The sequence below is a fragment of the Streptococcus cristatus ATCC 51100 genome, from assembly GCF_000222765.1.
Taxonomy (GTDB): Bacteria; Bacillota; Bacilli; order Lactobacillales; family Streptococcaceae; genus Streptococcus; species Streptococcus cristatus.
Genome location: NZ_AFUE01000008.1, coordinates 75,738 through 98,689, shown reverse-complemented (window position 1 = coordinate 98,689; position 22,952 = coordinate 75,738). Strand labels below are relative to the sequence as shown.

27 protein-coding genes are annotated in these 22,952 nt (G+C 44.0%); 12 read left to right on the top strand and 15 right to left on the bottom strand.

What is annotated here, in order from left to right:
- Positions 1-4: 4 nt before the first annotated feature.
- The 4 genes from HMPREF9960_RS07195 to HMPREF9960_RS07180 form a co-directional block, all read right to left on the bottom strand.
- Positions 5-526, bottom strand: coding sequence for a GNAT family N-acetyltransferase (locus tag HMPREF9960_RS07195; protein WP_005591007.1), 522 nt, complete (start codon positions 524-526; stop codon positions 5-7).
- The gene (gene tsaE / locus HMPREF9960_RS07190) at positions 519-959 is read right to left on the bottom strand and encodes a tRNA (adenosine(37)-N6)-threonylcarbamoyltransferase complex ATPase subunit type 1 TsaE (protein WP_005591008.1); all 441 of its coding nucleotides are present in this window, start codon (positions 957-959) and stop codon (positions 519-521) included. The genes HMPREF9960_RS07195 and tsaE overlap by 8 nt, the downstream gene beginning before the upstream one ends.
- A gap of 204 nt (positions 960-1,163) precedes the next feature.
- Positions 1,164-2,585: an NCS2 family permease gene (locus HMPREF9960_RS07185; RefSeq protein WP_005591010.1), complete on the bottom strand. Its 1,422-nt coding sequence runs from the start codon at positions 2,583-2,585 to the stop codon at positions 1,164-1,166.
- Between the two features lie 165 nt (positions 2,586-2,750).
- The gene (locus tag HMPREF9960_RS07180; RefSeq protein WP_005591011.1) at positions 2,751-3,353 is read right to left on the bottom strand and encodes a DUF1361 domain-containing protein; all 603 of its coding nucleotides are present in this window, start codon (positions 3,351-3,353) and stop codon (positions 2,751-2,753) included.
- Between the two features lie 162 nt (positions 3,354-3,515).
- Between HMPREF9960_RS07180 and HMPREF9960_RS07175 the strand changes: the two genes are divergently transcribed.
- Positions 3,516-4,328: a Cof-type HAD-IIB family hydrolase gene (locus tag HMPREF9960_RS07175; protein ID WP_005591012.1), complete on the top strand. Its 813-nt coding sequence runs from the start codon at positions 3,516-3,518 to the stop codon at positions 4,326-4,328.
- A 120-nt stretch (positions 4,329-4,448) separates the two neighbouring features.
- Here the strand turns inward: HMPREF9960_RS07175 and HMPREF9960_RS07170 are convergent, their stop codons facing one another.
- Genes HMPREF9960_RS07170 through HMPREF9960_RS07155 form a run of 4 tightly spaced genes read right to left on the bottom strand, consistent with a single transcriptional unit; the run spans position 4,449 to position 7,403 of the window.
- On the bottom strand, positions 4,449-5,315 hold the full coding sequence (locus HMPREF9960_RS07170) for a cysteine ABC transporter substrate-binding protein (RefSeq protein ID WP_005591015.1): 867 nt from the start codon (positions 5,313-5,315) through the stop codon (positions 4,449-4,451).
- Between the two features lie 11 nt (positions 5,316-5,326).
- The gene (locus HMPREF9960_RS07165; RefSeq protein ID WP_005591017.1) at positions 5,327-6,085 is read right to left on the bottom strand and encodes an amino acid ABC transporter ATP-binding protein; all 759 of its coding nucleotides are present in this window, start codon (positions 6,083-6,085) and stop codon (positions 5,327-5,329) included.
- A complete protein-coding gene (locus tag HMPREF9960_RS07160) occupies positions 6,086-6,763 on the bottom strand; it encodes an amino acid ABC transporter permease (RefSeq protein WP_005592385.1) in 678 nt (225 codons plus the stop codon). It lies immediately after the preceding gene.
- The gene (locus tag HMPREF9960_RS07155) at positions 6,723-7,403 is read right to left on the bottom strand and encodes an amino acid ABC transporter permease (RefSeq protein WP_005592376.1); all 681 of its coding nucleotides are present in this window, start codon (positions 7,401-7,403) and stop codon (positions 6,723-6,725) included. The genes HMPREF9960_RS07160 and HMPREF9960_RS07155 overlap by 41 nt, the downstream gene beginning before the upstream one ends.
- Positions 7,404-7,619: 216 nt before the next feature.
- Here HMPREF9960_RS07155 and lctO point away from each other — a divergent pair, with 216 nt between their 5' ends.
- Complete coding sequence (gene lctO / locus HMPREF9960_RS07150) at positions 7,620-8,756, top strand: L-lactate oxidase (RefSeq protein WP_005591022.1); 1,137 nt, start codon at positions 7,620-7,622, stop codon at positions 8,754-8,756.
- Positions 8,757-9,007: 251 nt separating this feature from the next.
- Here lctO and HMPREF9960_RS07145 read toward each other — a convergent pair whose 3' ends face one another.
- Entirely contained in the window at positions 9,008-9,775 is a 768-nt protein-coding gene (locus HMPREF9960_RS07145) for a hypothetical protein (protein WP_005592420.1), read from the bottom strand.
- 295 nt (positions 9,776-10,070) lie between these two features.
- Here HMPREF9960_RS07145 and HMPREF9960_RS07140 point away from each other — a divergent pair, with 295 nt between their 5' ends.
- Positions 10,071-10,607 carry a hypothetical protein gene (locus HMPREF9960_RS07140; protein ID WP_005592339.1) on the top strand — a complete coding sequence of 179 codons (537 nt, stop codon included), beginning with the start codon at positions 10,071-10,073 and terminating at the stop codon, positions 10,605-10,607.
- Positions 10,608-10,704: 97 nt separating this feature from the next.
- Here HMPREF9960_RS07140 and HMPREF9960_RS07135 read toward each other — a convergent pair whose 3' ends face one another.
- From HMPREF9960_RS07135 to HMPREF9960_RS10960, 6 genes are all read right to left on the bottom strand, one after another.
- Positions 10,705-11,457 carry a DUF6261 family protein gene (locus HMPREF9960_RS07135; protein WP_174263567.1) on the bottom strand — a complete coding sequence of 251 codons (753 nt, stop codon included), beginning with the start codon at positions 11,455-11,457 and terminating at the stop codon, positions 10,705-10,707.
- Positions 11,458-11,971: 514 nt separating this feature from the next.
- A complete protein-coding gene (locus HMPREF9960_RS07125; protein WP_005591028.1) occupies positions 11,972-12,817 on the bottom strand; it encodes an aldo/keto reductase in 846 nt (281 codons plus the stop codon).
- Positions 12,798-13,016, bottom strand: coding sequence for a hypothetical protein (locus HMPREF9960_RS07120; protein WP_005592390.1), 219 nt, complete (start codon positions 13,014-13,016; stop codon positions 12,798-12,800). The genes HMPREF9960_RS07125 and HMPREF9960_RS07120 overlap by 20 nt, the downstream gene beginning before the upstream one ends.
- Positions 13,017-13,232: 216 nt before the next feature.
- On the bottom strand, positions 13,233-14,399 hold the full coding sequence (nagA, locus tag HMPREF9960_RS07115) for an N-acetylglucosamine-6-phosphate deacetylase (protein WP_005591030.1): 1,167 nt from the start codon (positions 14,397-14,399) through the stop codon (positions 13,233-13,235).
- A 298-nt stretch (positions 14,400-14,697) separates the two neighbouring features.
- On the bottom strand, positions 14,698-16,329 hold the full coding sequence (locus HMPREF9960_RS07110; protein ID WP_005592350.1) for a Na/Pi cotransporter family protein: 1,632 nt from the start codon (positions 16,327-16,329) through the stop codon (positions 14,698-14,700).
- A 396-nt stretch (positions 16,330-16,725) separates the two neighbouring features.
- Positions 16,726-17,265: an LPXTG cell wall anchor domain-containing protein gene (locus HMPREF9960_RS10960; protein ID WP_248678147.1), complete on the bottom strand. Its 540-nt coding sequence runs from the start codon at positions 17,263-17,265 to the stop codon at positions 16,726-16,728.
- Positions 17,266-17,377: 112 nt separating this feature from the next.
- Between HMPREF9960_RS10960 and HMPREF9960_RS10955 the strand changes: the two genes are divergently transcribed.
- From HMPREF9960_RS10955 to HMPREF9960_RS10915, 9 genes are all read left to right on the top strand, one after another.
- Positions 17,378-18,880, top strand: coding sequence for a coiled-coil domain-containing protein (locus HMPREF9960_RS10955; RefSeq protein ID WP_050784092.1), 1,503 nt, complete (start codon positions 17,378-17,380; stop codon positions 18,878-18,880).
- 1,419 nt (positions 18,881-20,299) lie between these two features.
- Positions 20,300-20,464: a hypothetical protein gene (locus HMPREF9960_RS10950; RefSeq protein WP_005592363.1), complete on the top strand. Its 165-nt coding sequence runs from the start codon at positions 20,300-20,302 to the stop codon at positions 20,462-20,464.
- A gap of 99 nt (positions 20,465-20,563) precedes the next feature.
- Positions 20,564-20,704, top strand: coding sequence for a hypothetical protein (locus HMPREF9960_RS10945; protein ID WP_269460057.1), 141 nt, complete (start codon positions 20,564-20,566; stop codon positions 20,702-20,704).
- A gap of 3 nt (positions 20,705-20,707) precedes the next feature.
- Positions 20,708-20,992, top strand: coding sequence for a hypothetical protein (locus tag HMPREF9960_RS10940; RefSeq protein ID WP_005592410.1), 285 nt, complete (start codon positions 20,708-20,710; stop codon positions 20,990-20,992).
- Positions 20,993-21,091: 99 nt separating this feature from the next.
- Positions 21,092-21,232: a hypothetical protein gene (locus HMPREF9960_RS10935; RefSeq protein ID WP_155114479.1), complete on the top strand. Its 141-nt coding sequence runs from the start codon at positions 21,092-21,094 to the stop codon at positions 21,230-21,232.
- 27 nt (positions 21,233-21,259) lie between these two features.
- The gene (locus HMPREF9960_RS10930; RefSeq protein ID WP_005592407.1) at positions 21,260-21,472 is read left to right on the top strand and encodes a hypothetical protein; all 213 of its coding nucleotides are present in this window, start codon (positions 21,260-21,262) and stop codon (positions 21,470-21,472) included.
- Positions 21,435-21,746, top strand: coding sequence for a hypothetical protein (locus tag HMPREF9960_RS10925; protein WP_269460056.1), 312 nt, complete (start codon positions 21,435-21,437; stop codon positions 21,744-21,746). Before HMPREF9960_RS10930 ends, HMPREF9960_RS10925 begins: the two co-directional genes overlap by 38 nt.
- On the top strand, positions 21,668-22,480 hold the full coding sequence (locus HMPREF9960_RS10920) for a hypothetical protein (RefSeq protein ID WP_269460055.1): 813 nt from the start codon (positions 21,668-21,670) through the stop codon (positions 22,478-22,480). Before HMPREF9960_RS10925 ends, HMPREF9960_RS10920 begins: the two co-directional genes overlap by 79 nt.
- 195 nt (positions 22,481-22,675) lie before the next feature.
- Positions 22,676-22,864: a hypothetical protein gene (locus HMPREF9960_RS10915; RefSeq protein ID WP_005591036.1), complete on the top strand. Its 189-nt coding sequence runs from the start codon at positions 22,676-22,678 to the stop codon at positions 22,862-22,864.
- The last annotated feature ends 88 nt before the right edge of the window (positions 22,865-22,952 follow it).

Here is a 22,952-nt window from a genome sequence, read left to right as displayed (position 1 = left end):
TTCATCAATCTATCAGTTTTCCCATCAGGTAAACATCTAGAAATATCCCTTCTCTTAAATAGGCCCCTCTTTTTTGCAGGCCTTCAATTTCAAATCCTAATTCTTTATAGAGATGAACAGCTCGCTCATTTCGAACCTGAACAGTCAGTTCCAAACGGCGGAGACTGCTCCCATTCTCTGCCCAATCGACAGCCTCTTCTAGCAGAATACGACCGAGACCTTGATTCCAAAAGGCTTGTTTGACAACGATAAAGACTTGCCCAATGTGGCGAATCCGCTCATGAAAATCCGCTGTGATACTGACAATCCCAGCGATTTCATTATCAAGTAAGGCCAAAAGATAAAGCTGATTATCTGACTCAGCTTGACGCTGAATGAACTGAGCCATCTGCTCTTCATCCATCAAAATCCCAGCCTCATCCAAGGTCATGTAGTCTGACTCGGCACCGACTTGATTTAAAAAGCGAATCAAGTCAGCAGCATCTGCCTTCTCTGCCTCCCGCAAGGCTAATTCAAACTCAGCCATGCAGCAATTCCTCCAGCAGTTCCTGAGAACGACGCCCTTGACTTTCAAAGACTAGCTCGCGGCCATCTTCTTTCTTTAGAAGGGTCAGCTTCAGATAATCATCTGGTAAACTATCACCTAGCAATTCTCCCCACTCAATGACCGTAACTCCCTCACCAAAGAGAAAATCATCCAAGTCAATCGAATCTGGATCTTCACCAATCCGATAGACATCTAAGTGATAAAGCGGCAAACGCCCTTCATACTCGCGAACAATGGTATAGGTCGGACTTTTGATCATCTGCTTGATGCCCAGACCTTGGGCCAAACCCTTGGTAAAGGTCGTCTTACCCGCACCCAAGTCTCCTGTCAAAACCAAAACATCTTGCTCCTGAAGCAAGCTGCCGAGACGCTGGCCCCAGTTGATTAATTCTTCCTCATTATGACTAAACATTCTTTTATTATACCAGAAGATTTGCGTTTGCGCTCAATTTTCTAATAGAGAGAGCAAAATGTTTGAAAAAAATTAGATAGACCTCCAAATCTTTTATCGAAAACAAGCCATTCACTTCTATCAAAAAGAAACTAAGATCATTCACAAATATTTTTCTCGCATAAAAAAGAAGCTGGAAGATTTCCAACTTCTTAATACTGATTCTTAAGAAAGAGCTAGGCTGATAAAGTTAAGGATGAAGAGCAAGTTTAAAATCCAAATCATTGGATGCACATCCTTAGCTTGACCTTTGATGACTTTCACAAGAGCATACATGATAAAGCCTGCTGCAATCCCGTTCGTGATACTGTAAGTGAAGCCCATGAAGATAGAGGTGAAGAAAGCTGGGACAGCTTCTGCCATATCATCCCACTGGATATTTTTCAGACTGCCAAGCATCATGATCCCAACAACAATCAAGATTGGTGCAGTTGCCGCTGTTGGAACGATTGCCAAAAGTGGACTAAAGAAGCTAGATACTGCAAAGCAGACCGCTACAACCAAGGCTGTCAAACCAGTCCGTCCGCCAGCTCCAATACCAGCTGCTGACTCTACGTAAGTAGTAACGTTAGACGTTCCGGCGATTGCACCGATAGTCGTTCCGATCAAGTCTGAGTACAAGGCCTTGTCCAAACCTTCTGACTCATGATTTTCACCAGAGCTTGCGACGATCCCTACTTTTTCACCAGTTCCGATCAAGGTACCAATGGTATCAAAGATATCCGTCAGAGAGAAGGCTAGGATGGCCATAAATGTCTGAGGCAGGCGCGCCGTATCAGCAAAGAGAGCTCCCAAGCCTTCTGGACCAACCGCAACCCCGAACACTTGTCCAAGTTCTTTCAGAGCTGTTGACAGATTGTGCTGACCAAAGTCAATCGCAGACAGGTTTACCAAGCCAATAGCAATCGCTACAACTGTCGTTGTAAAGATAGACAAGATAATGCCACCTTTGATGCCCTTGATAACAAAGAAAACTGTAATCGCTAGACCAAGTAAAGCGAGTAAAACTGCTGGATTATTAAAATCAACTAATCCCGGAGTCGCAGCTGAGTTTGCTGTGATAGCAGCTTTGGCTTGGTCAGCTCCTTTACCAGCTACTACATAGTTGCCTGGATCGATCGAAAACTTCAACAGTCCGGCATTTTTAATCCCTACATAAGCTAGGAAGACACCGATACCAGCTGAAATAGCTGAACGCAAAGCTGATGGAATAGACTCGATAATAGCCTTCCGAATCTTGGTCAGGGTAATGAAGAGCGAGATCAGACCACAGATGAAGACCATGCCCAGAGCTTCTTGCCAAGTATAGCCCAAACTAAAGACAACCGTGAACGTAAAGAAAGCATTGAGACCCATACCTGGCGCCTGTGCGTAAGGAAGGTTGGCATAAAAGGCCATCATGAGTGTTCCAGCAACAGAACCGATGATCGTAGCCAGAAAGACACCTTGAGCTGGCATACCCGTTTGCGACAGCATGGCTGGATTGACAAAGAGGATATAGCTCATAGCAAAGAAAGTTGTTAACCCAGCGAGAACTTCCGTACGAACATCCGTACCGTGCTCTTTGAGTTTAAATAATTTATCCATTATAGATAATCTCCTAAATTGTTTTATGGCAACTGTATAAAAGAGAACTCCTGATTTTCTTTTAAAACAGCGCTGCTTATTCGTTATTTACGAACAATACTATGATTATACTCAAAAACATTCACTTTTTCAAGTCCATTGCTCCAAAAAATACTTTAAAGCGTCTTATTTTTTATTTTCTCTGCTTAAAAAGAGCAAAGTCATGATTTGGATAAAGGTAAATCCAAGGATAAATACCAGACGATCCTTCTGAAAGGTCTCCAGTAGCTTTTGGACAACTAGCTGGGGCCGCGTCACCAAGTCCCAGGAATTGAGGCGATCATAACGACCGATGTAGATGGCTAGACTCGATAGATAAGACAGAGCCGCAATCGCAAGCATATCCAACCACCAAGTCCACTTCCAGCGCTCACGCAAGATATTCCAGCTTTCAATCCCGCAGTAAACGCCAAATAAAATGCTCGGCACGAAAGCCATAAATAGGCGCATGCTGACAGGGTTCCACAGGGTGTCTCCCACCCAAGTCATGTGCACTAAGTCCGTCAGCATATAAAAAGTATTAGGATAAAAGGCCAGCCAAACCACTAACAAAAGTGGATAAAGCCATTTCTGCTTCTTAGATATCGTCGTTAAGACCGCAGCGTCATAGGCAATTAAGGCCAGAATCATATTCCATATCAGGTCTGGTCCCTGAACCGTAATCCCCTGAATATACACAACAAATGCAATTAGTAGGAAAAAAATGTGAATGAAAATTGGTTTACGCATACAAGATCATCCCCTTTACTTTAACTCTCTTCGCTTATAGACTATCAGCAAACACTTTCGTCTTAGCTATTGAGGAAACATTATACCACAACTTGTGTCATTTATTCTTAATTCTGTTATAATAGATTTACTATACTGATTGATACTGTACGAGGAAAAAGAATGACGAATAAAGTAATTGCTGTAGATTTGGACGGAACCTTGCTCAACTCTGAGAGTAAGATTTCTGATTTTACCAAAGAAACTATCAAAAAAATATCGGCTAAAGGGCACAAGGTCATCATCACAACTGGCCGTCCTTACCGCATGGCTCTGGATTTCTATAAAGAATTAGAGCTGAATACTCCCATGATAAATTTCAACGGCTCTTTGACTCATATTCCTGAGAAAAAGTGGGAATTTGAACAATCCTTGACGGTAGACAAAGCCTTTTTGCTAGATATGGTCCAACGAAAAGAGGAGATCGAAGCCGACTTCATCGCTGGTGAATACCGTAAGAAATTCTACATCACCAATACAAACGAAGAAATCGCAGATCCCAAGCTCTTTGGAATTGATAATTTCAAGCCAGAAAATCAATTTCAAGCGCAGCTGGTCACTAAAAATCCAAATGCTATCTTGCTGCAAACACATGCCACAGACAAATACGCTCTGGCTGAAGAGATGAATGCTTTTTACCAGCATGAACTCTCCATCAATACCTGGGGCGGTCCTCTCAATATTCTTGAGTGCGGTCCTAAAGGTGTTAACAAGGCCTTCGCCCTCCAGTACCTGCTCAATATCCTCAATGCCGATCGCAAAGACCTGATCGCTTTTGGTGACGAGCACAATGATACCGAAATGCTGGAATTTGCAGGAACAGGCTATGCCATGAAAAACGCCAGCGAAACCCTGCTGCCCTATGCTGACCAGCAGCTTGAACTCACCAACGACCAAGATGGTGTAGCCCACAAGCTAACTGAACTCTACTTGTAGAAATCAAAACAAATCAAACAAACATAATTTGAACCGCACCTCAACTGCTAGACTTTTTCTGTCTAACTATTGAGATGCGGTTCATTTTTTAAGGCAGATTGTTCTACTTAACCAACGGTCCTATTCTACTTTTCCACCTTCAACGACGAGGTCATCTGCTTTTGCAGCATCACCATAGGTTGGGTGAAGAGTCTTTTCATAAGCTTTGTGGAAGAAGTTTTCCTTGCCCAATTTTTCAATGTCTTTATTGATGAAATCAAGCAACTCTTTGTTTCCTTTTTGGACTGCTGGTGCAATAGTATCTGGGTCACCGAGAGAAGAAATCCCCACTTCATACCCTTTATTTTCAAGAGCCCAAGCTAGAACTTCAGTATTGTCAGTTGAAAAGGCATCTCCACGTCCATCCAAAAGAGCTTGGTAGGCGTCACTGTATTGGTCATATTTTTGAAGTTTAACTTCTGGATGATTTTTCTCAAAGTAAGTTTCAGCGGTAGTTCCTTTTGTGACAATCAAAGTCTTGCCTTCAAGCTGTTTAACATCTGTGATAACACCTTTCTTAGGAGACACAACACCCAGTGAAACCTTCATGTAGGGAAGGGCAAAGTCAACTTGTTTCTTACGTTCGTCTGTGACAGTAAAGTTGGCAAGGGTGATGTCCACCTTGTTAGAAATCAAGTATTCCGCACGGTTGGCAGCATCAACAGACACGTATTTTGCCTTAACACCGAGGTCTTTAGCCAGCTGATTTCCCAGTTCGATGTCATAACCTTGGTAAGAACCGTCGTTGTCTACATAACCAAAAGGTTTTTTGTCTCCAAATACAGCAATTCGAAGTTCACCACTTTTTTTGATTTCATCAATAGTGCGAGCTTTGGCAGTAGTTTTACCAGATGAAGAAGTAGCATTTCCGCCTGAGCCACAAGCTGTGACAAAAATAAGGGCAAAGGCAAGTGCAAAAACAGTTAAGAGTGATTTGAGTAGTTTCATAAGAATCTCCTTTACAAATATGAGCCAAATTGGCTAAAGTCAAAAACGTTTAAAAATTCTTGTGCTCGTTTGGTTTGTGGATTGGTAAAGAAGGACTGAGCCGTTCCTTCTTCAGCAATCTTCCCTTGGTCGAGGAAGATAATCCGGTCCGCAATGGCTTGGGCAAACTGCATTTCGTGGGTTACTAGAATCATGGTACGGCCTTCTTGAGCTAGGTCGTTGATGAGTTCGAGGACCTCACGCACCATTTCTGGATCCAGTGAGGCCGTCACCTCGTCAAAAAGGATAATTTCTGGATGCATGAGCAGGGCACGGACAATAGCAACCCGTTGTTTCTGACCACCAGATAATTGGCGAGCGAAACTGTGTTTTTTATCGAGCAATCCGACGCGTTCCAGTAATTGCAGGGCTTCTTCCGTCACTTCTTTCTTATCCCGTCCTTGTGCTTTGATAGGACCTAAGATAAGGTTCTGCAGAACGTCCAGATGGGGAAAGAGTTCATAACTTTGAAAGACCATGCCAATCTTTTGACGAACCAAGTGAAAGTCTTTCTGATTTCCAATAATGGACTGGCCATCCAGAAGAATATCTCCACCTTGAATGGTTTCCAAGCCATTGAGGCAACGAAGGAGGGTGCTTTTCCCACAGCCAGATGGTCCTAGAATAACCACTACTTCCCCTTTTTTGATTTCTAGGGAAAGTCCTTGGAGGATGGGATTGTCTCCGAAGGATTTTTTTAGGTCCTTGATTTCTAATATGGTATCAGACATTTAGTTCCTCCAGTGTTTTTCTAAGTGAGTGGATAGCTTGGAAATAGGGAAGCAAACTGCGAAATACAGAACCAGTATGGTGCCGTAAATCCAAAAGGATGCGGTTGGAATGGTCAAGCGATTGCTATCGATGATTTGCTGTCCCACCTTTGTAACTTCAACGACTCCAATCAAAACAACCAGAGAAGTCGTTTTAATCATTCTAGTAACGAGATTGATGGCCTGCGGAAGCAGTCTTCTCAAGACCTGCGGGATGATGATGTGGTAGTAAAGTTGGAAATTCGTTAAGCCCAGCGCCTGTCCGCTTTCAAACTGATGTTTAGGAAGGGAAGTGATAGCACCGCGCACCAAGTCTCCCATCTCGGCCGTTCCCCAGAGGGTAAAAACGATAACAGCAGAAGTCTCTCCTGAGATATTGATATTAAAATTTCGGGCTAAACCGAAATAAACAATGAAGAGTAGCACCAGTTGAGGCATGATGCGGATAAATTCTAGATAAAAACGTGTCAAGAAGCGAACGACTCTAGAATGAGAGGTCATGATGATTCCCATAACCGTACCGAAAATCATAGACAAGAGGACAGAGAGGATAGAGATCCCAATCGTGACTCCCAATCCCTGTAAAATCCGCAGGAGATTATTTCCCTGAAAGAGTACTTGTATTCCCGAATCCTGCATGGCGGAGCCTCCTTTCTATCCAACTAAAAAGCAATGATATAGGCAGGAGCATAATAAGATAGGCCACTACCAACATAGCCAGTGCGATGTCTGTCTCATAGTAAAGCCCAATCAAGTCCTTGGCAACGTACATGAGGTCGGCTAGAGCAACCGCAGAGAAGACAGAGGTTTCCTTAATCAAGAAAATTACATTGGCACTGAAGGACGGCAGAGCCACTGCTGTGGCTTGCGGCAAGACCACGTACCGAAAAACTTGAACGGGTGTCAGACCGATCGCTAAGCCAATCTCATGCTGGGTTTGACTAACTGCTTCTAGCCCGCTTCGGAAGGATTCGGCCATATAGGAGCCTCCCAAAAAGATGAGACCAAGGGTGGCGCAGACCTCTGAGGAAAGGACAATCCCAATCCGAGGAAGCCCGAAGTAGAGAAAGAAGAGTTGAATCAAAAGAGGCGTATTCCGCGACAATTCAATATAAGCTGTGGCTAGCTGTGCCAAAACAGGGATACGATAATGCCGGATAATACTAACAAGTAAACCAACTAGAAAAGCTCCCAAAATACCCCAAACTGCGATATGCAGGGTTAGAAAAAATGCCTTTTGATATAATGGTAGATATTGTTCAACAATGGACCAATCCAAAAGAGAACCTCCCATCTAGGAATAATACAGCTATTGTAGCACTAAAAGACATGTTTGGATAATATGTATTTTCTATCACAATGATAAAAAATATTTATCGTCTCTATTGCAATCTGAAACTTCCAGACAAAATTTTTGAAAATGACATGAAAAAGAGTTAAGATGTTCCTGTAAATCAAAAAAGTAAACGTTTACTTTTATCAAGGAGGACATTTTATGTCATACAAAACAAGCAATGCCGAAGGCCCTGTGGATTTTATCAACACCTATGATCTGGAGCCCATGGCGCAGCAAGTCATTCCTAAAGCTGCTTTTGGCTACATCGCGAGTGGAGCTGAGGACACGTTCACTTTACGCGAGAACATTCGAGCTTTCAACCATAAACTCATTGTCCCTCATACGCTCTGTGATGTGGAAAATCCAAGCACTGAGATTGAATTTGCAGGCGAAAAACTATCTTCACCAATCATCATGGCGCCTGTTGCAGCCCATAAATTAGCAAATGAGCAAGGAGAAGTCGCCACTGCGCGTGGTGTACATGAGTTTGGCTCTCTTTACACGACCAGCTCCTACTCCACAGTTGATCTTCCAGAAATTTCTCAAGCCCTCCAAGGAACACCGCACTGGTTCCAATTTTACTTCAGCAAAGATGACGGGATTAACCGCCATATCATGGATCGTGTCAAAGCAGAAGGCTACACAGCCATTGTCTTAACTGCAGATGCGACTGTAGGGGGCAATCGTGAAGTTGATAAGCGCAATGGTTTTGTTTTCCCAGTTGGCATGCCGATCGTTGAGGAATACTTGCCAGAAGGTGCCGGAAAGTCCATGGACTTTGTCTACAAATCAGCCAAACAACGCCTGTCTCCACGAGATGTAGAATTTATCGCTGAATACTCAGGGCTCCCTGTGTATGTCAAAGGCCCTCAATGCCGTGAAGATGTCGAACGTTCGCTTGCCGCAGGTGCTTCTGGTATCTGGGTAACCAACCACGGTGGCCGCCAAATCGACGGTGGACCAGCTGCCTTTGACTCACTTCAAGAAGTTGCTGAAGCAGTTGATAAACGTGTGCCAATTGTATTTGACTCTGGTATTCGCCGTGGTCAACACGTCTTTAAAGCCTTGGCTTCAGGAGCAGACTTGGTAGCCATTGGACGTCCTGCTATTTATGGCTTGGCCCTTGGTGGTAGCGTCGGTGTACGTCAAGTCTTTGAACACCTCAATGCCGAATTAAAAACCGTCATGCAACTATCTGGAACTCAAACCATCGAAAATGTCAAACACTTCAAACTTCGTCACAATCCATACAACCCAACTTTCCCAGTTGACCCTCGTGATTTGAAATTGTATTGATAAATAAAGCAGATTGTAATAAAAAAGCACACCCCAAACGTTAGACATAAAATCTAACGATTGGGGTATTTTTTATAAGAAATTACCACGAAAGTACTATACAGAGGAACAAACCAATTAAACAAAAAAGACCTAGCCCTGTCCAATACAGAACTAAATCCTTTTCTTAAATTATTTGTGTATTTTTTGTAGGACAAGTATACATTGTCTAAGTTTTCTCCAATTTCTATTAAAAGTTTCAAATCTAATCTTCAGTTGCCCCCTTTCATATTCTCCTTTCTTACAACTTTAAATCGAATATTTAAATCCCCTTTTGTTTGTTTTAGTATCTTCTCAGCCATTCTCTCAGGAGAAACTAGCCTAAATGTAGTTTCTGTTATATACTTGGTTAAATAAGTCCTTAATTCGTCACATTTTTCAGTCAGTTTTGACTTACTCATAAAATCATCAGCTACTTCTTTATACTCTTCAAAAATCTTTACTTGACTTATTTTTTTGTGATAGTCTACAAAGATTGCAACTTCCTTACGAACTTCTTCTTTTAACCTAGATAGTTCAATATCATCCTGAATAACCAGAGTTAGTAATAACATATCTCTTAATTTTATAATAGAGTCGTATTTAGGAAGCAGATACTCTGCATATAGTAAGGAAAAATGTTTTTCAAATTCAATATCTTCATCTAATTTTAAATCATTAGGAAGGCTCTTCATCAATTCAAATATTGCATCTACAAATAACTTTTTAGCACTTCTTAAATCACTCAATATCTCATACGAACGCTCTGCACGCTCAATAGTATATTGTAAAAATATACGTTCCCTTTCGTTCCCTTCTTGTTTTTCAAAAAATTCTCGTTGTAGTTTATGTTCATATTTCAACTGTTTAAGTTGTTGCTTATTTTGAAGCTTTGCAATATACACTGCTACCCCAGCGCCCAAAAGAGCACCGAGCATTGAACTGATAAATTGTGAATTTAAAAATTCACCCAACATTTGAAAAATAGCTAACTTATCCATAACAATCTTCATCTCCTATACTCTCAATTATATCTAATTAACAATTGAATTCCCTTATTCAATCTCTATTTATAATTTTATTGCTTATCTTCGAACTATTTTATCAGTTTCTCAACGAACCATAAAGTATTTTTATACTAAAATAACACTATTTTGATATTGCTATATTTAAAAATATTTAATTTCTTCAGCTTATGCTTTCAGCATAATAGGAGATGTACAACTATCTAAAAAATACTGATTCCTTAATCCTAATTCTGTAAAATAAAAGTATCTTTAATTTAAAGGAGCCATAATGGAAAAAATTTCATATCGTATTGGTCAAATTATTGCAATTGCTATTCTCATTTTTAGCCTTTGGGCACTAGTAAAAGCAATACTATTCTCAATCACATTTTTTAATAACCTACCAACACTGGATACTGTTATTATTGTAGCTCTAGTGTCTGGTACAATCTCAATTGCGTCTACTATTGCCAAATTTATTTGGGAACGACAACAACAAAAAAGAGAGTATTTAACACAAAAACGAGAAGAACCATATGAACAATTTGTAGCGATAATCTATAAAATAGTAAAAAATAAAGATCAAAATTACCCTGAATTAGAAAATGATATACTAACTCTTAATAAATGTCTTTCTTTATGGGGGTCTAAAAACGTTGTAAAATCATGGTCTGAGTTTATATTGCTTTCTTTCGAAAATACTGATAGACAAAAACTACTTGATAAATCAGAAGAAATATTGAACCATATGAGGAATGATTTAGGAGTTAAAAAACAGAGAATACAATATTACGCTCACTTTTCATCAGTGATATTAACAATTTGAAATAAGTTAATTTTTAATTCACTGTCTCTACTTACTAAAGACCTATCACAAATCCACAAAAATCCCCCTCAGAATCTTACTTCTAAGGGGGGCTTCTTTATGCTGATCTCTCTCCTGCTTCTTCCGTTTTTGTTTTCTTATTTGTACCAACTAAACGGCGCTTGCTATCTCGGATCGTATTGAGGTCTTTGAGGAGTTTGGTCAAGTGGGATCTCTCTGGATAGGCTTCTGCGACGGCTGCTGTGTAGCGCACAAAGAGGTCGTAGCTACGGGAGATTTCGTTGCGTAGCTGTTTGGTTTTACCGACTTCCTTGGCTGACTTGACTGCACGCGCTTCTGCTTCTCCTTTATCATAGTCCGCTTGAGCCGCTATCACAGCCGTCAGCATAGGGAGAAGGCCTAGACTCATCACAGCTCCCTGATAGGGCTCTTCCTGCAATGTTTTAAGCAGACTCTTAATCTCGGCCGTTGCGACAGCATTGGTGTGCTTGGTGATATCCTTATATTTTTTAAAGACTGGCAGCAAGACTTCATAGGCTTCTTTCAAGTCTCTGTCTTTGATTTTGGCAAAGCCCTTATGCAAGGTAAAAAGACCAACCAGAGCGTTATCTCGCTCCTTGTCTAGTTCTACAAGACTCATAGAGTCTTTCTTTTCCACATTGGCCAATTGAGCCTGAAACTGCTCTAGTTTGCTATGAAATCCCTCTAGGTGCTTGCTGTACATGTCCTCATCTCTATAGGAACTCGTAAAAATCGTGAGTACCTGATAAGAATCAACCATTAGACTCTCAAACTCACGGTGGGTCAGATTGCTATAAGACAAGGGGCGAATGGTGTAAGTAGTGTTTATCATAAAACCTCTCCAATATTTTTGATAAAGCAAGTATAGCATGTAGAGATGAAGCTTGGGGCCTCTTGCCCTAAAATGTCATTTTTTATCCCTGAAAGGGGCATTTTTTCAAAAAACGGAGCCTCTTTCCTACTTTTCCTCTCCTCTAGTCTTTCAAAAGAAAAAGACACAAAATCACCCCTCATCTGGCACTTGTTTTTGACGACAAATGACCGAGGGGCGATGGATCTTATAACTAGAAATGAAAAGAGCGTTCGAGGCCTAGATTGCAAAGATTCTATAGGGAAAATGACCGGCCGAGGCCTAGATTGCCATGATTCTATAGGAAAAATAACCGGCCGAGACCTAAGTTGCCATGATTCCATAAGAAAAGTGACCGGCCGAGGCCTAAGCCGCCATGATTCTATAGGAAAAGTGACCGGCCGAGGCCTAGGCCACTATAAAACTTCCTTAAATACTAACAACTAACATATCGAGTAGATTGATTTCAACTCAGCTGATACCTATCAGGCGCTTAAAAATCCACTCCATCTGGATTAGGGGCTCCGCCTTCCAAACCGCTGATATTTTTGAGAATATCTAGGTCAGCTGGACTCAGTTCGATGTCAAAGCAGTCCAGATTGCTAGCAATCCGACTCGGAGTGACTGACTTAGGCAGGGGTAGGAAGCCTTCTTGTAGGCTCCAAGCTAGAGCGATTTGGGCAATGGTCTTGCCATACTTATCTGCTATCGCCTGCACGGCTGGATTTTGGAAGAGTTCGCCTTGGCCAAATGGTCCCCAAGCTTCAAGGAGGATATCATGGGCACGGCAGAAGTCCACTGCCTCTGTCTGATAGACACCTGGCGCTAGGCGGATTTGGTTGACGGCTGGAGTGACGCGCGCTGTTTCTAGGAGAGCCTCTAGGTGGTGAGGCAGGAAATTGCTGACGCCGATCGCTCGGATCTTACCAGCTTGATAGAGGTCTTCCATAGCCCGCCAAACCTCTGCATTGCGCTTTTGCCAAGCCCCGTATTCTCGTACAGGCTTAGGATTTGGCCAGTGGATGAGGTAGAGATCCAGATAATCCAGCCCCAACCGCTCCATAGAGCTGTCAAAGGCTTCTAAGGCCTCTTCATAGGTATGCTTGCTATTCCAGAGCTTAGTTGTGATGAAGAGCTCTTCACGCGGAATGCCGCTGTCTTTAATTGCTCGACCAACACTCTCCTCATTCTTATAGATAGCTGCTGTATCAATGTGACGATAGCCAGCCTTCAGAGCGGCTAAGACTGACTGATAAGCCTCTTCTCCGTCCTGAGCCTTCCAAGTACCAAAGCCCAAGACTGGGATCTTGACGCCATTGTTAAGGGTATAATTTTTCATATCTGTTCTCCTTATTTTTCTTTCTTTTGGCTAATTTTGGCTTAAAGATATTTTCCTTGGTTGGAGCCATGCCTCGGCTGAAAAAGCTGTAAATGATAAAGGCCAGCCCAGCAATAAATATCAAGAAACGATGCAGTAATAATCCAAAGAAGAGGAACACCAAGCCCATTCCCATAAATTTATAATCAATCTTTTTCATCCTGTCCTCCTCGTCTGTGATAACCCTATTATAACATCTTCTCTTTCATTGAGAAAGCCCTACCATCTGTTAAGAAAAATATCTCAGAAACTTTCTAGTTGCGCCAACCATTCTAGCTTTGCCCAAGTACCTCTAGCAAATCCTAGGGAAAAGCAGCAACCCCACATTAAAAAGGACAGGTTACCCCATCCTTTCTAAAAATATAAGGAGACTCAATTAAAGAACACTGGATACAGCTTCAAAACGCTTTTCACCATCCAAATAAGTAGCAACCAGCTCCAAATCCTTGTCCAGCACGATAAAGTCGGCATCGTAGCCTTCCTTGATCTGGCCACAGACATCGTCAATGTGGACGGATTTTGCTGGAATGAGACTGGCCATCATGACTGCTTGGTGAGGATTTGCGATGCCCCACTCAACCACATTTTTGAGGCCGTCTTTGAGCTGCAGAATTGATCCTGCTAAGTTACCAGTCGATTTGAGACGAGCTGTGCCATTGGCTACCACCACTGGAAATTCTCCCAGCATATAGTCGCCGTCTTCCAGCCCACCTGCAGTCATACAGTCTGTGATGAGAGCTACATGTTCATGGCCCTTTTGCTTGAGCAAAATATCACAGGCCTTGGGATCCACGTGGTGACCATCACAAATCAACTCTGCGTAAGTGTGAGGCAGCTCGTACATAGCCCCAACCATACCTAGCTCACGGTGGGTCAAGCCCCGCATACCATTGTAGGCATGTACCCAGACACTGGCTCCTGCTTCTACTGCTGCTTTGGCTTCGTCATAGGTCGCATCAGAGTGCCCCAAAGCGACTGTCACACCTTCATCAGTGATGGTACGGACAAATTCTCCCACGCCCTCACGCTCAGGTGCCAAAGCAATCTTATTAAGCAGGCCATTGGCTGCCTTTTGCCAAGCACGAAATTCATCCATACGAGGATCCTTCATGTAGGCTGGGTTTTGGGCACCCTTGTACTTTTCAGTGAAGTAAGGCCCCTCAAAGTAGAGACCACGAATCTTGGCACCACTTGCTTCTTGATAGCGCGCACCAATATTCTCCGTCACAGCTAGGAGTTGCTCGTAAGATGATGTCAGCGTTGTCGGCAAGAAACTGGTCACCCCAGTCGTCAAAAGCCCTTCACTCATGGTATGGAGGGTACCTTCGATGTTATTGTCCATGACATCGACCCCACCAAAACCATGGATATGGGTATCCACCAGACCTGGTGCGACAGAGTAGCCTGTGTAATCCACCACTTCTGCATCCGCAGGGACTTCTTGTACTAATTTTCCAAATTTTCCATCAATCACTTCCAAAAATCCACCCTTGCGAATCCCTTGAGGATAGAAGAACTGATCGGCTTTTATATATTTAGGCATTTGACTGCCTCCTCTTGTTCTATTTCTATTGACTCTATTATAACGCTTTCTATTTTATTTGTAAATGGTCTATACCTCTTTTTTGAAAAAATTTATTATATTATTTAAATCAAGAAAAGAGAGTGGGACAGAAATCGGTAATTCGTTAGAATTCGATTTCGTCGTCCCACCTCCGCACAGTTGAGTAGGGCTGTAAAAGCTGATGAAATCAGCGTAGTAGATCCCACTCAACCACTGCGTCTTGCTCGACAATCCAAAGACAATTGAGAGGCTAGGACTTTTGTCCCAGCCTCCTGTCTTAGATTTGTTCCATTTGTACTTTCTCAGCCAAATTCATGGCGTGGTCAGCAACTCTGGTATAGTGGGAAATAATATCGATGAAGTTGACCCCAGCCTGAGGCGTACATTCTCCCTTGTTGAGACGGGCAATGTGGGTCTTGCGCAGGCTGCGTTCTAACTTGTCAATAGCTGCATGCTTGGCTTCTAAAGTATTGGCCAACTCCACATCATTTGTTTCCACAGAAGTCAAAGCTTCTTTGATAAAGTCCAAGGTCAGTTGATAAATGTTTTCCAACTCTGCCAAGGCGGCCGGTGAAAATTCCACTTTCTTGCGGTGCAAGTAGTCTGTCAAATTTAACAAAGCTTCTGAGTGGTCGCCGATTCTCTCCAAATCACGACTAGAGTCCAGAATGCTAGTCAAGACTTCACTCTCTTTTGGATTGAGCTGTTGACCAGATAGGACAATCAGGTAGCGAGTTAATTCATCATCAATAGCATTGATGGCTTCCTCTGTCTTATGACCCTTCTCAGCTGATTTTTCTTCGTAGTTAATAATATAATCATAGGCCAATTCGAAAGATTTAGCCGCATAGCCACCCAAGTGAAGGAGTTCCTTTTTAGCATTTCCCAAAGCCAGTGATGGCGCTTGGTCAATCAAAATCGTATCAAGGTAAAGAGATTCGTATTTAACGGTTTCATCCTCACCCGGAATCAACTTGGTAACCAAATATGCTAAAAAGCCAATAAAAGGAAACTGGATAATGGTATTGGTAATATTAAAAGTTCCGTGGGCAAAGGCAATGGTCATTTCTGGTGACAAGTGTAAGGCTGTCTCAAACCACTGAATCAGCGATGTAAAAGGCAACAAGAAAATCATACAGATGATTGTCCCCAAAACGTTAAAGGCCACATGGGCGCCAGCAACACGCTTGGCTGCAATATTAGCACCCAAGGAAGCGATGATCGCTGTAATCGTCGTTCCGATATTGTCACCGAAAAGGACAGGCAAAGCTCCATGCAAATCAATGAGATTGCTGGCATAGAGATTTTGTAGAATACCAATAGTCGCTGATGATGCCTGGATGAGCAAGGTCAAACCCGTTCCGACAAAGACACCTAAGACTGGATTTTTACTCAGCTGAACCATGTAGTCGCGAAAGACTTGCAGATCTTTAAGTGGCTCCATGGCTCCACTCATGAGATTGAGGGCAAAAAAGATCCCGCCAACACCAAAGAAGATGCGCCCGATATTGTTAACAGAGCGATTTTTTGTGAAAAAGAGGCAAACCGCACCGATAAAGAGCAAGGGAAGTGCATAATCACCCAACTTAAAACCAATGATGAAGGAAGTCACAGTCGTACCAATATTGGCCCCCATGACAATCCCGATAGCCTGGCGCAAGGTCAACAGCCCCGCACTAACCAGACCAACTGTGATTACCGTCACACCTGAACTAGACTGGATCAGGGCTGTCATCCCAATCCCAACTAGCACACCTAAAAAAGGATTGCTCGTGTATTTGTCAATTAAATAGCGCAGTCGGTCTCCTGCCGCCTGCTGCAAGCCGTCCCCCATCATACGAATACTGTACAGGAACAGCCCCAAGCCTCCTAAAAAGCTAAATATAATTTCTTGCCAATTAATGGACATTTCTTTTCCTCCGAAAAATAAATAGCGGATAATCTCCTATACTATTTTAAAACATCCAGCCTAATCTCACAAGCCTTTTCTAAAAAAGAATTGAATTATTTTTGCTCATTTTGAAACTTTTATTTTCTTCATACTCAAGAGCAAACTAGAACAGGCGGCAAGGCCCTCTCACCACAATAACAGACAAGTAGGAAAAGCAAAATTTCAAAATATTTGGCTTGGTTCACCGCTTTCTAGTCTCAGGCTTAAAACATCTAAATTGCCCAGTTTATCTTTTATCTCAGCACAACTCATATTCTATATATGCAAAAAGCAAAAATCCCAGATAGCCTATGGCTATCTGGGATTTGCTTTCCATCGCTAAAGTGCTGGTATCATTTTAGCTAGGTTTTAAGATTAGTCTTCCAAGTTCACATCAGATGTTGATTCTTTCTTCTTTTTGTTCTTAAGAAAGGCTGATGCCAACGTTGCTATTCCTAATCCAAGCACTGCTAATGGATTATTGGCAGTTCCTGTATTTGGTAAAGCTTTAGTATTTGGAGTAACCTTAACTTTTTCTGGTTGTGCAGGCTGCGGCTTAGGTGCTTGAGAGTGATTTGTAGCACTAGATACAGATGCACTTTCAGACAGACTAGTAGAGATGCTTGCGCTATCACTCAGTGACACACTTGCGGATGTGCTCAATGAGGTAGAGACGCTCGTACTCAAGTAGGCACTTGCTGAAAGTGAATCGTCAGCAATAGCATGACTGGCACTGATTGATCCTGAAATACTTGTACTTGTACTCAATGAAGTAGAGATAGACTGACTATCACTTACAGAAGCTGAAGTACTTGCACTTACAGATGCGAGGTAGCTTGGCAGGTTAAACTCTGGCTTAGACTCGCTGGTTGGATCACCCTTACTGTAGCTGAATGAGTTTGATTGTTGTGACACACTTGTACTCAAGCTGCTTGAAAGGCTATCACTAAGCGATGTAGATGTACTTACACTTGTACTTGTTGACTCTGAGGCACTGATTGATGCACTGAGGCTGGTACTCAGGCTTGTGCTTGATGAATCTGAAGCACTAATTGAGGCACTGAGGCTCGTACTCAAGCTGGTGCTTGCTGAGTCTGAGGCACTGAGTGAGGCACTGAGGCTTGTGCTCAAACTTGTACTTGTTGAATCTGAAGTACTGATTGAGGCACTGAGGCTAGTACTCAAGCTTGTGCTTGCTGAATCTGAAGCACTAAGTGAGGCACTGAGGCTTGTACTCAAGCTTGTGCTTGCTGAATCTGACGCACTAAGTGAGGAACTGAGGCTCGTGCTCAAGCTGGTGCTTGCTGAGTCTGAAGCACTGAGTGAGGCACTGAGGCTTGTGCTCAAGCTGGTGCTGGCTGAATCGCTTGCACTAATTGACGCACTGAGACTCGTGCTCAAGCTGGTGCTGGCTGAATCTGAGGCACTGTGTGATGCACTTAGACTAGTGCTCAAACTTGTGCTTGCTGAATCTGAAGCGCTAATTGAGGCACTGAGGCTTGTGCTCAAACTTGTACTTGCTGAGTCGCTTGCACTAATTGAGGCACTGAGACTGGTACTCAAACTTGTACTTATTGACTCTGAAGCACTAATTGAGGCACTGAGGCTGGTGCTCAGGCTTGTGCTGGCTGAATCTGAAGCGCTAATTGAGGCGCTGAGGCTCGTACTCAAGCTGGTGCTGGCTGAATCTGAGGCACTGATCGAAGCACTTAGACTAGTACTCAAGCTAGCACTTGCTGAATCAGAAGCGCTAAGTGAGGCACTGAGGCTCGTACTCAAGCTGGTGCTGGCTGAATCTGAGGCACTGATCGAAGCACTTAGACTAGTACTCAAGCTAGCACTTGCTGAATCAGAAGCGCTGAGTGAGGCACTGAGGCTCGTGCTCAAACTTGTACTTGTTGAATCTGAGGCACTGATCGAAGCACTTAGACTAGTACTCAAGCTAGCACTTGCTGACTCAGAAGCGCTGAGTGAGGCACTGAGGCTCGTGCTCAAACTTGTACTTGTTGAATCTGAGGCACTGTGTGATGCACTTAGACTTGTGCTCAAACTTGTGCTTGCTGAATCAGAAGCACTGAGTGAGGCACTGAGGCTGGTGCTCAAACTTATGCTTGCTGAATCAGAAGCGCTAAGTGAGGCACTTAGACTGGTACTCAAACTTGTACTTATTGACTCTGAAGCACTAATTGAGGCACTGAGGCTGGTGCTCAGGCTTGTGCTGGCTGAATCAGAAGCGCTAATTGAGGCACTTAGACTGGTACTCAAACTTGTACTTATTGACTCTGAAGCACTAATTGAGGTACTGAGGCTGGTGCTCAGGCTCGTGCTGGCTGAATCTGATGCGCTAATTGAGGCGCTGAGGCTCGTACTCAAGCTGGTGCTGACTGAATCTGAGGCACTGATCGAAGCACTTAGACTAGTACTCAAGCTAGTACTTGCTGAATCTGATGCGCTAATTGAGGCACTGAGGCTAGTGCTCAGGCTCAGGCTTACTGAGGCTGAAGCACTGGCACTTACTGAGACAGACTGACTCGTGCTCAATGAAGTTGAAGCTGATTCACTTACTGAGACTGACTGGCTCAAGCTCAACGATGCTGAAGCACTGGCACTTGCTGAGACAGATTGACTCAGGCTTACTGATGCTGAAGCACTAGCACTTACTGAGACTGACTGGCTCAAGCTCAACGATGCTGAAGCGCTTGTGCTTGTTGAAACTGATTGACTCAGGCTCAATGATGCTGAAGCGCTTGTGCTTGCTGAGACAGACTGACTCAAGCTCAACGAGGTTGAAGCTGATTCGCTGGTTGAAACTGACTGGCTGGTGCTCAATGAAGTTGAGGCACTTGTGCTTACTGATACAGATTGGCTGGTGCTCAATGACGTTGAAGCTGATTCACTTGCTGAGACAGACTGACTTGTGCTCAATGAAATTGAGGCACTTGTGCTTACTGAGACTGACTGGCTCAAGCTCATTGACGCTGAAGCACTGGCACTTACTGAAACTGACTGACTCAGGCTTACTGATGCTGAAGTACTTACGCTTGCTGATACAGACTGGCTTAAGCTCACTGATGCTGAAGCACTGGCACTTACTGAGACAGACTGGCTCAAGCTCAGTGATGCTGAAGCACTATTACTAAATGAAACTGACTGACTCAAGCTCAACGAAGCTGAAGCACTATTACTCAATGAGGCAGATTGACTACCACTCAACGAAGCTGAGGCGCTTGCACTTGTTGAAACTGATTGACTCAAGCTCAACGAAGCTGAAGCACTATTACTTAATGAGACGGATTGGCTACCACTCAACGAAGCTGAAGCACTTGCGCTTGTTGAGACTGAGTGGCTGGTGCTCAATGAGGTTGAAGCACTTGTGCTTACTGAGACTGACTGGCTCAAGCTCATTGACGCTGAAGCACTGGCACTTGCTGAGACAGATTGACTCAGGCTTACTGATGCTGAAGCACTGGCACTTGCTGAGACAGACTGACTTGTGCTCAATGAAATTGAGGCACTTGTGCTTACTGAGACTGACTGGCTCAAGCTCATTGACGCTGAAGCACTGGCACTTACTGAAACTGACTGACTCAGGCTTACTGATGCTGAAGTACTTACGCTTGCTGATACAGACTGGCTTAAGCTCACTGATGCTGAAGCACTGGCACTTACTGAGACAGATTGACTCAAGCTCAACGATGCTGAAGCACTGGCACTTGCTGAGACAGATTGACTCAGGCTTACTGATGCTGAAGCACTTGCACTTGCTGAGACAGACTGGCTCAGGCTTACTGATGCTGAAGCGCTTGTGCTTGTTGATACAGACTGGCTTGCGCTCAATGATGCTGAGGCGCTTGTGCTTAATGAGACAGATTGACTCAGGCTTACTGATGCTGAAGCGCTTGTGCTTGTTGAAACTGATTGACTCAGGCTCAATGACGCTGAAGCGCTTGTGCTTGCTGAGACTGACTGGCTCAAGCTCAATGACGCTGAAGCACTTACGCTGGCTGATACAGACTGGCTGGTGCTCAATGAGCTTGAAGCTGATTCACTTGTTGAAACTGACTGGCTCAAGCTCAATGACGCTGAGGCGCTTGTGCTTAATGAGACAGATTGACTCAAGCTCATTGACGCTGAAGCTGACTCGCTTGTTGAGACAGACTGGCTGGTGCTCAATGAAGTTGAAGCTGATTCACTTGCTGAGACAGACTGACTTGTGCTCAATGACGCTGAAGCAGACTCGCTTGTTGAAACTGACTGGCTTAGGCTTACTGATGCTGAAGCACTTGCGCTTGTTGAGACAGACTGGCTGGTGCTCAATGAGGTTGAAACAGATTCACTTGCTGAGACAGACTGACTTGTGCTCAATGACGCTGAAGCAGACTCGCTTGTTGAAACTGACTGGCTTAGGCTTACTGATGCTGAAGCACTTGCGCTTGTTGAGACAGACTGGCTGGTGCTCAATGAGGTTGAAACAGATTCACTTGCTGAAACTGACTGGCTCAGACTTACTGATGCTGAAGCTGATTCACTTGCTGATACAGACTGGCTCAAGCTCAATGAGGTTGAAGCTAATTCACTTGCTGAAACTGACTGGCTCAGGCTCAATGACGCTGAGGCGCTTGTGCTTAATGAGACAGATTGACTCAAGCTCATTGACGCTGAAGCTGACTCGCTTGTTGAAACTGACTGGCTTAGGCTTACTGATGCTGAAGCACTTGCGCTTGTTGAGACAGACTGGCTGGTGCTCAATGAGGTTGAAACAGATTCACTTGCTGATACAGACTGGCTCAAGCTCAATGAGGTTGAAGCTAATTCACTTGCTGAAACTGACTGGCTCAGGCTCAATGACGCTGAGGCGCTTGTGCTTACTGAGACAGATTGACTACCACTCAGTGAAGCTGAAGCGCTCTTGCTCAATGAAACTGACTGGCTGGCGCTCAACGATGCTGAGGCACTTACGCTTGCTGAGACAGACTGGCTCAGGCTTAATGATGCTGAAGTGCTTGCGCTTGCTGAGACAGACTGGCTCAAGCTCATTGACGCTGAAGCTGACTCGCTTGTTGAGACAGACTGGATGGTGCTCAATGAAGTTGAAGCTGATTCACTTGCTGAGACAGACTGACTTGTGCTCAATGACGCTGAAGCAGACTCGCTTGCGCTCAGTGATGCTGAGGCACTTGCACTTGTTGAAACTGATTGACTCAAGCTTACTGATGCTGAAGTGCTTGTGCTTGCTGAGACAGACTGGCTCAAGCTCAGTGATGCTGAAGCGCTTGTGCTTGTTGAAACTGACTGACTCAAGCTTACTGATGCTGAAGTGCTTGCGCTTGTTGAGACAGACTGGCTGGTGCTCAATGAGCTTGAAGCAGATTCACTTGTTGAAACCGACTGGCTAAGGCTTACTAATGCTGAAGCACTTGTGCTTGATGAATCTGATGCGCTAATTGAAGCACTGAGGCTTGTACTCAAGCTTGTGCTGGCTGAATCTGAGGCGCTAATTGAGGCACTGAGACTTGTGCTCAGGCTTGTGCTGGCTGAATCTGAAGCACTAATTGAGGCACTGAGGCTCGTGCTCAGGCTTGTGCTGGCTGAATCTGAAGCACTAATTGAGGCACTGAGGCTGGTGCTCAATGAGCTTGAAGCAGATTCACTTGTTGAAACCGACTGGCTAAGGCTTACTGATGCTGAAGCACTTGTGCTTGCTGAATCTGACGTGCTGATTGAGGCACTGAGGCTGGTGCTCAAGCTTGTGCTTGATGAATCTGATGCGCTAATTGAAGCACTGAGGCTGGTGCTCAAACTTGTACTTGCTGAATCTGAAGCACTGATCGAAGCACTGAGGCTGGTGCTCAATGAGCTTGAAGCTGATTCACTTGTTGAAACTGACTGGCTCAAGCTCAATGACGCTGAAGCAGACTCGCTGGTTGATACAGACTGGCTGGTGCTCAATGACGCTGAAGCAGACTCGCTGGTTGAAACTGACTGGCTCAGGCTTACTGATGCTGAAGCACTTGCACTTGTTGATACAGACTGGCTGGTGCTCAATGAGCTTGAAGCTGAGGCACTTGCTGAAACTGATTTACTCAAGCTCAAGGACGCTGAAGCACTTGCGCTTGTTGAAACGGATTGACTCAAGCTTACTGATGCTGAAGTGCTTGTGCTTGTTGAAACGGATTGGCTCAAGCTCAACGATGCTGAAGCAGACTCGCTGGTTGAAACTGACTGGCTCAGGCTTACTGATGCTGAAGCACTTGCACTTGTTGATACAGACTGACTCAAGCTCAGTGACGCTGAGGCACTTGCACTTGCTGAGACTGACTGGCTGGTGCTCAATGAGGTTGAAGCTGAGGCACTTGTTGAAACTGACTGGCTCAAGCTCAATGAAGCTGAGGCACTTGCACTTACTGAGACTGACTGGCTGGTGCTCAATGAGATTGAAGCAGACTCGCTTGTTGAAACTGACTGGCTCAGGCTTACTGATGCTGAAGCACTTGCACTTGTTGAAACTGATTGACTCAAGCTTACTGATGCTGAAGCACTTGCACTTACTGAGACTGACTGGCTCAAGCTCAACGATGCTGAAGCACTTGCTGAGACTGACT

What these genes read in the sequence shown, in the direction of transcription:
- HMPREF9960_RS07195 (WP_005591007.1), bottom strand. Translation starts at nt 526, where the DNA reads ATGGCTGAGTTTGAATTAGCCTTGCGGGAGGCAGAGAAGGCAGATGCT.
- tsaE (WP_005591008.1), bottom strand. Translation starts at nt 959, where the DNA reads ATGTTTAGTCATAATGAGGAAGAATTAATCAACTGGGGCCAGCGTCTC.
- HMPREF9960_RS07185 (WP_005591010.1), bottom strand. Translation starts at nt 2,585, where the DNA reads ATGGATAAATTATTTAAACTCAAAGAGCACGGTACGGATGTTCGTACG.
- HMPREF9960_RS07180 (WP_005591011.1), bottom strand. Translation starts at nt 3,353, where the DNA reads ATGCGTAAACCAATTTTCATTCACATTTTTTTCCTACTAATTGCATTT.
- HMPREF9960_RS07175 (WP_005591012.1), top strand. Translation starts at nt 3,516, where the DNA reads ATGACGAATAAAGTAATTGCTGTAGATTTGGACGGAACCTTGCTCAAC.
- HMPREF9960_RS07170 (WP_005591015.1), bottom strand. Translation starts at nt 5,315, where the DNA reads ATGAAACTACTCAAATCACTCTTAACTGTTTTTGCACTTGCCTTTGCC.
- HMPREF9960_RS07165 (WP_005591017.1), bottom strand. Translation starts at nt 6,085, where the DNA reads ATGTCTGATACCATATTAGAAATCAAGGACCTAAAAAAATCCTTCGGA.
- HMPREF9960_RS07160 (WP_005592385.1), bottom strand. Translation starts at nt 6,763, where the DNA reads ATGCAGGATTCGGGAATACAAGTACTCTTTCAGGGAAATAATCTCCTG.
- lctO (WP_005591022.1), top strand. Translation starts at nt 7,620, where the DNA reads ATGTCATACAAAACAAGCAATGCCGAAGGCCCTGTGGATTTTATCAAC.
- HMPREF9960_RS07145 (WP_005592420.1), bottom strand. Translation starts at nt 9,775, where the DNA reads ATGGATAAGTTAGCTATTTTTCAAATGTTGGGTGAATTTTTAAATTCA.
- HMPREF9960_RS07140 (WP_005592339.1), top strand. Translation starts at nt 10,071, where the DNA reads ATGGAAAAAATTTCATATCGTATTGGTCAAATTATTGCAATTGCTATT.
- HMPREF9960_RS07125 (WP_005591028.1), bottom strand. Translation starts at nt 12,817, where the DNA reads ATGAAAAATTATACCCTTAACAATGGCGTCAAGATCCCAGTCTTGGGC.
- HMPREF9960_RS07120 (WP_005592390.1), bottom strand. Translation starts at nt 13,016, where the DNA reads ATGAAAAAGATTGATTATAAATTTATGGGAATGGGCTTGGTGTTCCTC.
- nagA (WP_005591030.1), bottom strand. Translation starts at nt 14,399, where the DNA reads ATGCCTAAATATATAAAAGCCGATCAGTTCTTCTATCCTCAAGGGATT.
- HMPREF9960_RS07110 (WP_005592350.1), bottom strand. Translation starts at nt 16,329, where the DNA reads ATGTCCATTAATTGGCAAGAAATTATATTTAGCTTTTTAGGAGGCTTG.
- HMPREF9960_RS10925 (WP_269460056.1), top strand. Translation starts at nt 21,435, where the DNA reads ATGAAGTTGAAGCTGATTCACTTGCTGAGACAGACTGACTTGTGCTCA.